Source organism: Pseudonocardia sp. N23, from assembly GCF_002583555.1.
GTDB lineage: Bacteria > Actinomycetota > Actinomycetes > Mycobacteriales > Pseudonocardiaceae > Pseudonocardia.
Genome location: NZ_BEGX01000008.1, coordinates 1 through 9,854, shown reverse-complemented (window position 1 = coordinate 9,854; position 9,854 = coordinate 1). Strand labels below are relative to the sequence as shown.

Genomic DNA, 9,854 nt, shown 5'->3' with positions numbered 1-9,854 from the left:
CTACTGGAGGCCGGCGGCTTCCGGCCGCGGCTACACCCTGGATTGTGAAGAGCCACTTTTCGCAGGCCCGTCGGGTGGCTGGGACCTCCAGTAGGAGCCGAAGCTCGAAGACCTCCTCCAGATCATGGACCGTGGTTTGAAGGATCCGTACCCCGCGGTTCCGCTCGAAGCGGACCATGCCCTGCTCGGCCATCTTGATCAGGGCTTCACGCACCGGTGTCCGGGATACGCCGAGCTCGGCGGCGAGCGCCTGCACCGAGTGCAGACTTCCAGGAAGAAGCTCGCCGCTCACTACTGCACTCCTGAGAGAGCTGAGCACAGCAGTGTTAAGAGTCGTGATCCCGCTCGAAACGCCCTTCATCGGAGCTCAGTGGAACCTGTGCCGGCCCCATAGTCTGCATCGTCGTCCTGCTCACACATCTACCCGTCCTCCGATCCTCCACCAGCGGCCTGCTGCGTCGGGTGCGCGAACAGCGCCGCAGCAGGTGGTCGACATTCGATCACTGCGGCGGGTCCGTCCTGACGGTGGGCTGTCACAGCCCGGAGTTCTGGCGAACCGCCAACAAGACGTATAGCAACGAAGCCTCGACCAGCCCGCATCACCTGCCCCTCCGTTGCGACTTCCTGCTGCCGAGCGGCCACACGGTGGGGAGCTTGACAGCTCTACATGTGACATGCCACTCTGCACCGCAGCATGCTACATGCCAGTATGCGCATCCCTTAGCCAGCAAATCGCTGGGCCCAGGGGAAGTCGCTCCGTCGCATCGTCGGGATGGAACAGCTATGGGTGACACTGCTTGGCGCCTTCGAGTTGACGGGGCGTCGGCCGATACCTGTGTAGGTTTCGTAAGGTCTTTCGTTTCACCTCCGGCGTTGAAGAGGTTTACGCCGTACGGCGGCAACTCTGGGTGCGGCTGGGCGGGATCAGGTCACTACTCCTTCTGTCGGGTCTCGGCGCCGTTAGTGTCATATCATGGTCGTTAGTCCTAACGCGCATGCTCCGCGATTCGCTTAGTTGCCTGTTGTTGTTTGTCGTGTTGCGTTAATGTAGCGTATAGCGACCTATGGCTAATCCCGAGCTCGTTCAGCGGTATCGCAATCCGGCCAGTGGGTGTATGACGATTCGGGATCACGGTTCGTCAGAAAGCTTTAAGCGTGGCCTCGCCAACGTATCTTGGTTTAGGAAAGTGTGGCATGTTACATGCTACGTCGCAGTGGAGACTCGGAGGCTGGATTATGTTCAAGATCATGTTTGTCGTCTACGAGCGCGAGGGTATCGATCGGGATGAGGCTCTGCGTTATTGGCGCGAGCAGCATGGCCCGCTCGCGTCCAAGATTCCCGGCCTGCGTTATTACGCTCAGACGCACGCCCTCAGCTCTGCTGACGGGGGCTCGGCCCCGTACCTCGGATCCGCTGAAATGGTGTTCGACAGCCAGGGAGCCTTTGTCGAGGCAACGGCATCTCCCGAGTTCGATGCAGTTCTGAAGGACGTGGTCAACTTTGCAGATCCTGACAATGTTCCGACGGCAGTTGTCCAGGATTATGTCTTCGTTGATTGACCTTTATTTTGGCGACTGGCTGAGTCGTCATCAGCCATCATAATTAAGGTGTTTGGTTTCGCTCGCGGCGCCGGCCATGCGTTTGAATGTTCGGTTCCGTCTTAGCACGTAGGGCCTATTCGGTTTACCCTCGCCGCTGAAGGAGTAATAGGATGACTGTGATCGCCAAGCCCGATCATCTATTGCGTGACGATGTGCAGAAGTTCATTGATCGCCCGAAGAAGCTTTTCATCAATGGTCAGTGGCATGACTCCATCAAGGGTGAGACTCTCGAGGTCTACGACCCTGCGGTTGGGACGAAGATCTGCACCGTTGCTGCGGGTGATGCGGAGGATGTCGACCGAGCTGTGGCGGCTGCGCGCTACGCGTTCGACGAGGGGCCATGGTCCAAGCTGAATCCTTCGGAGCGTGGCAGGCTGGTCTGGCGGCTCGCGGATCTTCTCGAGGAGCACGCGGACGAGTTCGCGCAGATCGATGCGCTTGACAACGGAAAACCGGTCACGGACGCGCGTGCGGTAGACGTGGCGTTCTCGATCGAGCTGCTGCGCTACATGGCTGGTTGGTCGAATAAGATTTATGGCGAGACGATTCCGCTCACCAACCCGGCTGATTTCCATGCGTATACGCTTCGCGAGCCGGTGGGCGTGGTCGGGCAGATCGTTCCTTGGAACTTCCCCCTCATGATGGCGGTCTGGAAGGTCGCTCCTGCCCTGGCCGCCGGCTGCACCGTGATCCTCAAGCCCGCCGAGCAGACGCCGCTGAGTGCACTTCGCCTGGCCGAGCTCACCGAGGAGGCCGGCTTCCCGCCGGGTGTCTTCAACGTCATCACCGGCTTTGGCGAGACGGCGGGTGCAGCGATCGCCGCCCACGATAATATCGACAAGGTCGCCTTCACCGGTTCGACCGAGGTGGGGCGGTTGATCGCCCAGGCGGCGAGCGGGAACCTGAAGAAGGTCTCCCTCGAGCTTGGCGGAAAGTCCCCCGTGATCGTGTTCGGTGATTCTGACATCGAGCAGGCTGTTGCCGGTGCTTCCAGCGCCATTTTCTACAACAACGGGCAGACCTGCACGGCGGGCTCTCGTCTTTATGTGCACCGGAAGATCTACGACAAGGTCGTGGAGGGTATCGCCAGTGAGGCGTCGGCTCTCCCGATCGGTCACGGTCTCGACCCGGCGACCCGCATCGGGCCGCTGATCTCGGCGGAGCAGCGCGACCGTGTCACTGGCTACATCGCACAGGGCCGCGAGGCCGGCGCAGAGGTGATCGTGGGCGGAGAAACTGTCGGTGATGGGGGCTACTTCATTCAGCCGACCATCCTCACCAAGACTGATCCGAGCATGAGCGTAGTGCGCGAGGAGATCTTCGGCCCGGTGCTGTGCGCCATGGCCTTCGACGAAGACACCATCGATAGCGTCGTGCGTGAGGCGAACAACTCGGTGTACGGGTTGGCCGCGAGTATCTACACCCGCGACATTAGCGTCGCACATCGGGTCGCCAAGCGGCTCAAGGCTGGAACGATCGGTATCAATACCCACCATGTGGTCGATGTCGCGCTCCCATTCGGCGGATTCAAGCAGTCCGGATATGGTCGGGACATGGGCCGCGACGCGATCGACCAGTACACCGAGGTCAAGTCGATCGGTATCGCACTCTGACGCTACTGCGCTCACCAGGGGGAGCACTCTCGTTCAGGAGACGATTGGTGCCCAGGTAAGCGCGACATCTCGGACTCGATACCCCGCATCGTCTGGCGCTCCACCCACCATATAAAGGCGCCATCAATGGGAAAGGCTTAAGATCACGATGACTGCCCCACCGATGAAGAGGCCGCGTCGAAGCATTACGGCGAGCCACGCCAAGATCGGCGAGCTGGGCTGGGACCGGACGTACTACCCGCATGAGCGCGGGAAGTACCCCAGCCGATACAAGCTGCCGAATAAGCCAGGCCGGGATCCCATGAAGCAGATCATGGGCGACTACCTGCACATGCAGAACGAGAAGGACGACCGCGTCCACGGCGGCCTCGATGCAGCCGTCCGCGCAGAGGTCCCCGGCAAGGCCCCGCTTCGGTGGCTGGAGCTGCTCAAGCCTTACCTGCTGACCGTTATTAGCGCCGAGGCCGCCGCTACTCGCTGTATGGGCATGCTTGTTGATGCCATCGACGACCCCGAGCTGCAGAACGCCTATTACATCCAGCAGCTTGACGAGCAGCGTCACACCGCGATGCAGATGAACCTGTATCGCTGGTACATGAAGAACATGCCCGAGCCGGTCGGCTGGAACCTCGGGCTCCAGGCGGTCGGAGGCGACTCCATCCTGGTCGCTGCCCAGAACCTCACCGGAAGCTTCATGACCGGTGACCCCTTCCAGGCCGCGGTGGCGCTCCAGGTTGTTGTTGAGACAGCCTTCACGAACACCATCCTGGTCGCGTTTCCGGACGTGGCAGTCCGGAACCATGACTTCGCTCTGCCCACTGTCATGAACTCTGTGCAGTCGGACGAGGCGCGCCACATCAACAACGGTTACGCGACACTTCTGTACCTCCTGCAGGAGCCGGAGAACGCCCCCCTGCTTGAGCAGGACATCCAGCAGATGTTCTGGACCGTGCACGCATTCGTCGACGCCTTCATGGGCATCCTCGTCGAGTACGCCCCCACGGATGCGACCGACCCGGAAAGCTGGACCACGAAGTGGGACCGGTGGGTGAATGACGACTACTACCGTTCCTACATCGTCAATCTCGGCAAGCTGGGCTTGAAGATCCCCGACTCGATCTTCAAGCGCGCGCGTGAGCGGATCGCTGCCGACTACCACCACAAGGTCGCTGTCGGCGTCTGGGCCTCGTGGCCCTTCCACTACTACAAGTACGGCAATCTCGAGCAGAAGGACTACGACTGGTTCGAGAGCAAGTACCCGGGCTGGAACGAGAAGTTCGGTGCGTTCTGGCGCGGTTACGCCGACGTTCGCTACCCCGGTTCGGGTCCCTTGCAGCTGCCCGGGCTGCTCGAGGGTGCCGGCCCGATCTGCTGGACCTGCCAGCTCGGATGCCTGCGGCCCGAGGAGCAGTGCCACCGCATTGTCGACGAGCACACGCGGTTCTATTGCTCGCCGGAGTGCAAGTGGATCGACATGACCAACCCTGGTCGCTATGTCGGTGACCGTGTTTGGTTCGACCGCTACCACGGCTGGGAGTACTCCGAGATCGTGCGTGACCTCGGTTTCCTCCGTCCGGACGGTAAGACGCTCACAGGCCAGCCGCACGTTGACCCCGACCCTGCTAAGCAGTGGACGATCGATGATCTCCGAGAGCTCGGCCACATCATGCAGAGCCCGAATATCCTCACTGCGGAGCGTCTCGGTCTGCCCTATAAGCGAGTGGAATACACCGGCACTAAGCCCGGTGACATGCCCCCCACCATTCCGCCGCTCTTCGGGGTCTGAGTAAGTCTAATGTCTCGTCCCGGCAGGCTGCCGACTCTTGGTTCGGCAACCTGCCGGGGCTTGGCGTATGACTCTCGCCGAGTCATCAGATGAGTGGCCGCAGGTTGGGAAGGTGGCGAGCAGATGGGAACCTTCAACGTAAGGTTCGAGCCAATTGGTGAAGAGATCGAATGTGGCGAGGATGAGACAATTCTTGATGCAGCATTCCGATCTGGTTTGAACCTTGTGCACGGTTGCCGCGAGGGGCGCTGCTCGGCGTGCAAGGCATTTGTCCTCGATGAAGGATGGATATATCTAAAGAAATATTCAAGCTTCGCTCTCTCCGATCAGGAAGAGGAGGGAGGATATACGCTTTTGTGCCGGGCAGTTCCGGAGTCAGACGTTACGATCGAGCTGCTCAACTATGATCCAGACCACTATCGGCTTGAGCACGCCATTACTGATGGAGTTGGCCGGGTAGTCGATGTGGAGGTGTTGACGCACGACATTCGACGCTTGGAGCTTCAGATCGAATCTCCTCAGAGCTTCGGATTTCTTCCTGGCCAGTTCGTCGACATCTGGATCCCCGGGACAGAGCAGCGGCGATCGTTCTCGATGGCGAATCTTCCTAGCGACGGGCGCCTTGAGTTCATCATCAAGCAGTATCCGGGCGGCCGGTTCGGGGCGATGCTCGACGAGGGCCTGACGGTGGGTGATTCAGTGAAGTTCACTGGGCCTTATGGTACATGCTACCTCCGGGATACCGGCGGAAGCCGTTCGGCGTTACTCATCGCCGGTGGTTCGGGTATGGCGCCGATCCTTTCTCTGCTGCGCCAGATGTCAGAGGACGGTCAGGGCCGCACCGTGTCGGTGTTTTACGGTGGACGTGCGAGACGCGATCTTTTCTATACCGAGCTCGTTCAGTCGCTCGGAAAGCGAATCGAGCAGTTCGAATTCATCCAGGTAGTATCGGATGAATCCGATAGTGACGGTGACGATGTACGATGCGGATTCGTGCATGATGCCGTTGATCAGTGGATAGAGACTTCCGGGTTCCGCCTGGATGCATGTGACGTCTATATGGCAGGCCCGCCACCGATGGTTGATGCGGTTAATGATGTGCTGACGCTCAGGCATCAGGTGGAGCAGAATCGGATCTTCGTAGACAAGTTCACGTCGACCGGCCCCGAGGAGTCTGCCGATTCCGATTCTGTATCGTCGCTTTAAGACTTGTTCTCCAGAGGGGAGATCTGCGCAATGAGTGCATCAGCTGCCGAGCGGCGTGAGCTGCGAGAGCTCGAGCGGACACAGCATTGGTTCATCCCGGAGCGGAAACGCTCGTCGCTCTACGAGGACGTTACTATCGACGTCCAGCCGAGCGTCCACCGGCATACCAGGTTCGGTTATCCTATCGCATTTCCAAACGGGCGTCCGTCATTCTGGGATGACTCCACTGCGATCCGGTCCAGCGATTGGTATGCGTTTCGTGATCCGGCCGGCCTTTGGGAGCGCACGTTCTTCCAGACTGGCTCGACTCATGAGCGCGAGATCGAGAATGATCTCCAGGTGGCGCGGGACAACAATCTGTTTGTTGCGGCAAGCAAGGAGTGGGTTGACTTCTTGTCTGCTCAGCTTCTGCCGATCAGCCTTACCGAGTATGGTCTGGTTGCCCCGCAGTCGGCGGCACTCCGACCCGCCCTGGGTGACGCCATCGCGAACTGCCTCGGCTACAGCGCCGGTTACAAACTTCGACAGGCTCAGGCACTTGTTCTCTACGGGGGAGAGCTGGAGCGGGAGATTCCCGGATTTTCGACCGCCGACGGGAAGCGTCGCTTCTTGGAGGATCCCGAATGGCAGCCGACACGTCGCTACCTTGAGCGGCTGGCGTCGATCACGGACTGGGCGGAGACGGTCGTCGCCGCCAATATCTGCTTCGAACCGCTCATTGGTAATCTGCTGCGCCGCGAAGTGCTGATCCGACTCGCCGGCTCTTACGGTGACGCCACTACACCGACCCTCGGCCAGGTTGCTCAAGCCGAGTGGGGTTGGGTGCGCGACTGGTCCGTGGCCCTCGTTCGCTTCATCCTGAATGACGCTACGCATTCCGAGGCCAACACCCAGAAGGTCCAGGAGTGGCTGGATGACTGGGGAACGATGGCTCGCGAGGCGATCGATGCGCTGGAGCCCGTTTTCAGCTCGATCGACCCTGCCTACTCTGAAACCCGTCAGCGTCTCAACCAAGATCATGCCGACCTGCTTCAGGAATGCGGCCTCAAGTCGAGCGAGGTGACGGTCTGATGACGGATGCCACGGCTGCGCCGGCGGCTGCGCAGGGGAGCGGCGACGCCGCTTATGATTATGTGGGGCTGGTTATGCAGCGTACTCCGGAAGGCGAAGCGGTCGGCCGGGTGTGCTCGCAGACTCCTGGTGTCGAGGTCATCACGAACACAACTTTCCTCGATGTCAGGGCCAAGGATCGGCTGATCGTCAACTTCGACGCGGTCGGCGAAGAACTCGGCAGCGACATGGATGGTTACGTTCTTCAGGAACATATGACCACTCACTATGGCCGGATGGCAATGACCGATGACTCGTTCATCCTGGTCGCCGATCCCCTCGAGCTGATCGAGCTGATCAACTCTGAGTCGTAGGAAGGGGATTCTCAAGGTGATCTCGCTTCTCAGGTGAGTGACGTGGCTTTTCACTCCTTGAGATGTGGGGGAGCCTCATTGGGGTGGTGTGTTGCTCCCCTGCACCATCCTTGCTCTCGGGCCGGCTGGAGTTCATGCCGGCCCGAGAGCGGGGCTGTGGTATTTGGGAGGCTTCGCAGTATTGGATTGATGCTATCTGTTCCCTAGGTGGTGTCTCGCTCGGACGGACGCCGCCGCAGCTTGAGGAGAGTCATGGTTGTTGAGAATTCTGAGGCACCGGAAACGACGCCTTTGGCAAGCGACAGCACTGCAGCGCATGCGGTTGCCGTGGGTAACCCAATGCTCGTGGCTCTTCCGACCTTTCTCGTAGGTAGCATCACTCTAGGCCTTTGGCTCGTTGACTATCTGCCGACAGCTCTTCCTGGTGGACTAGTTGCGGGTGTCTTCTTTGCGTCCGGGGTTGGCGTTATTCTCGGAGCGACGTGGGCAGCGCGCCTGGGCCAGAGTGCGGTGGCGGGCGTCCTGGCCACATTCGGTACATTCTGGCTTAGCTTTGGTGTGTTAGTTTTCGGTCTGGTTAATGGGCTTTTCGGGGTATCGACTACAGATGTGGCAGCAGCTGGTAGCCAGGTGCAGTCGGTGCAGGCCACGTTCCTTTTGTCATGGTTGATTGTGCTTGTAGTGATGACGCTGGCAACTACGAGATTGCCGCTCGCCTATACAGTGCTCTTCGTGCTTGTTGACATTGCCCTCGCGCTCGTTCTCGCTGGAGTTCTGGCGGCTTCTTCGGCACTTCTGGTGTGGGGTGGAATCGCCGTGTTCGGCTTCTGCCTTGTGGGAGCTTACCTGTTCTACGGGGCCATGTCAGAGGAGCTCGGAGGATCATCAGCACCGCTCGGCGCCCCTTTGACGAAGTAGTTTTAAGGAACACGGATTCCCTAGGGCCTCCGCGCGGCCGTTGGGCTGGGATGCCGTCATTGACGGGCTTCCCCGCTGGGAACTCCGGGAGTCTCTCCGCTCCGAGTCTCCCGGAGTTTCTGCGGAGGTGGTCGGCCTGCACGAGTAATGAAATCATTGAGGTTGTGCAAGTCGAAGTCGAGCCCGCGCATAGTATCCGTTATTTTGTGCAATCTGGTGCGAGACGTGATAGAGGAAAGAAGCGAACCGACTAGTGCAAGCTGAACCATTCTGGATCGCAGGTCGTCCGGCGACTGGTAGCGCGGCGATTGATGTCCAGTATCCTTATGATGGTCGAACAGTCGCCTCGGTATTTGTTCCATCCGCTGAGCAGGTTGAAGAGGCCGTCGCTGCGATGCACGCGGCGAGGGATGTTGTGGGGGCAACGTCGGCTCATCGGCGAGCGTCTGCACTGTCGCATGTCGCAGACAGGCTTGAGCAGCGTTCAGAGGAAGCCGCTCAGGTCATCGTGCTCGAGAGCGGTAAGCCCATCAAGTGGGCCAGGGTGGAGGTAGCGCGCGCAGCCTCCACGTTCCGATGGGCGGCAGAGGAAGCCCGGCGTTGGTCGGGAACCCTGCAGCGATTGGATACCGATGCTGGTGGGGCTGGACGGCTTGCGCTTGTTCGGCGGTTTCCACGAGGTTCTCTGCTGGCGATTGCGCCGTTCAACTTTCCACTTAATCTCGTCGCGCATAAAGTTGCCCCTGCGATCGCGGTTGGAGCGCCGGTTATTATCAAACCTGCCCCGTCGACTCCGCTCTCGTCGTTGTTCTTGGGTCAGCTTCTCGCTGAAACGGATCTGCACCAGGGTAGCTGGTCTGTGTTGCCGGTCCCAAACAGTCAGATGGAGCACCTCATCCTCGATCCGAGGCTTCCTGTTATCTCTTTCACAGGGTCAGGGCCTGTGGGCTGGGATATTAAAAGCCTTGTCCCTCGTAAGCATGTGACGCTTGAGCTCGGTGGGAATGCGGCAGCGGTTGTATGTTCCGACTGGTCGAGCGAGCAAGATCTGGAGTGGGCAGCTCAGCGGATCGCTCTCTTTGCGAACTATCAGGCGGGTCAATCGTGTATTTCGGTGCAGCGAGTCTATGTGCCGCGTGAGCTGTACGAGGTGTTTACCGTGCTGCTCTCGCGTCATATTGGCGCACTTAGGCAGGGGAATCCGAACGACGACGCAACCGATGTCGGCCCTGTCATTAACGAGGCATCTGCCATCAGGATCGAGCAGTGGATCGATGACGCAGTCCATGCTGGGGCGAAGATTCT

9 protein-coding genes are annotated in these 9,854 nt (G+C 59.8%); 8 read left to right on the top strand and 1 reads right to left on the bottom strand.

Features of this window, described 5'->3' with window-relative positions:
- The coding region (locus TOK_RS04420; protein WP_141566259.1) for a GntR family transcriptional regulator at positions 1–361 on the bottom strand (361 nt) is incomplete at its 3' end.
- An 875-nt stretch (positions 362–1,236) separates the two neighbouring features.
- On the opposite strand from TOK_RS04420, the gene TOK_RS04415 reads away from it, so the two are divergent.
- The 8 genes from TOK_RS04415 to TOK_RS04380 form a co-directional block, all read left to right on the top strand.
- Positions 1,237–1,560: an EthD family reductase gene (locus TOK_RS04415; RefSeq protein ID WP_172457401.1), complete on the top strand. Its 324-nt coding sequence runs from the start codon at positions 1,237–1,239 to the stop codon at positions 1,558–1,560.
- 152 nt (positions 1,561–1,712) lie between these two features.
- A complete protein-coding gene (locus tag TOK_RS04410; RefSeq protein WP_098956497.1) occupies positions 1,713–3,215 on the top strand; it encodes an aldehyde dehydrogenase family protein in 1,503 nt (500 codons plus the stop codon).
- A 148-nt stretch (positions 3,216–3,363) separates the two neighbouring features.
- Positions 3,364–5,001 carry a methane monooxygenase gene (locus TOK_RS04405; protein WP_098956496.1) on the top strand — a complete coding sequence of 546 codons (1,638 nt, stop codon included), beginning with the start codon at positions 3,364–3,366 and terminating at the stop codon, positions 4,999–5,001.
- A gap of 123 nt (positions 5,002–5,124) precedes the next feature.
- Positions 5,125–6,207, top strand: coding sequence for a 2Fe-2S iron-sulfur cluster binding domain-containing protein (locus TOK_RS04400; RefSeq protein WP_098956495.1), 1,083 nt, complete (start codon positions 5,125–5,127; stop codon positions 6,205–6,207).
- 30 nt (positions 6,208–6,237) lie between these two features.
- A complete protein-coding gene (locus tag TOK_RS04395) occupies positions 6,238–7,278 on the top strand; it encodes an aromatic/alkene monooxygenase hydroxylase subunit beta (RefSeq protein ID WP_098956494.1) in 1,041 nt (346 codons plus the stop codon).
- Positions 7,278–7,631 carry an MmoB/DmpM family protein gene (locus tag TOK_RS04390; RefSeq protein ID WP_172457399.1) on the top strand — a complete coding sequence of 118 codons (354 nt, stop codon included), beginning with the start codon at positions 7,278–7,280 and terminating at the stop codon, positions 7,629–7,631. Before TOK_RS04395 ends, TOK_RS04390 begins: the two co-directional genes overlap by 1 nt.
- Before the next feature lie 252 nt (positions 7,632–7,883).
- Positions 7,884–8,549, top strand: coding sequence for a GPR1/FUN34/YaaH family transporter (locus TOK_RS04385; RefSeq protein WP_098956492.1), 666 nt, complete (start codon positions 7,884–7,886; stop codon positions 8,547–8,549).
- Between the two features lie 253 nt (positions 8,550–8,802).
- Positions 8,803–9,854: aldehyde dehydrogenase family protein (locus TOK_RS04380; protein ID WP_098956499.1), on the top strand; the 1,052-nt coding region annotated here is incomplete at its 3' end.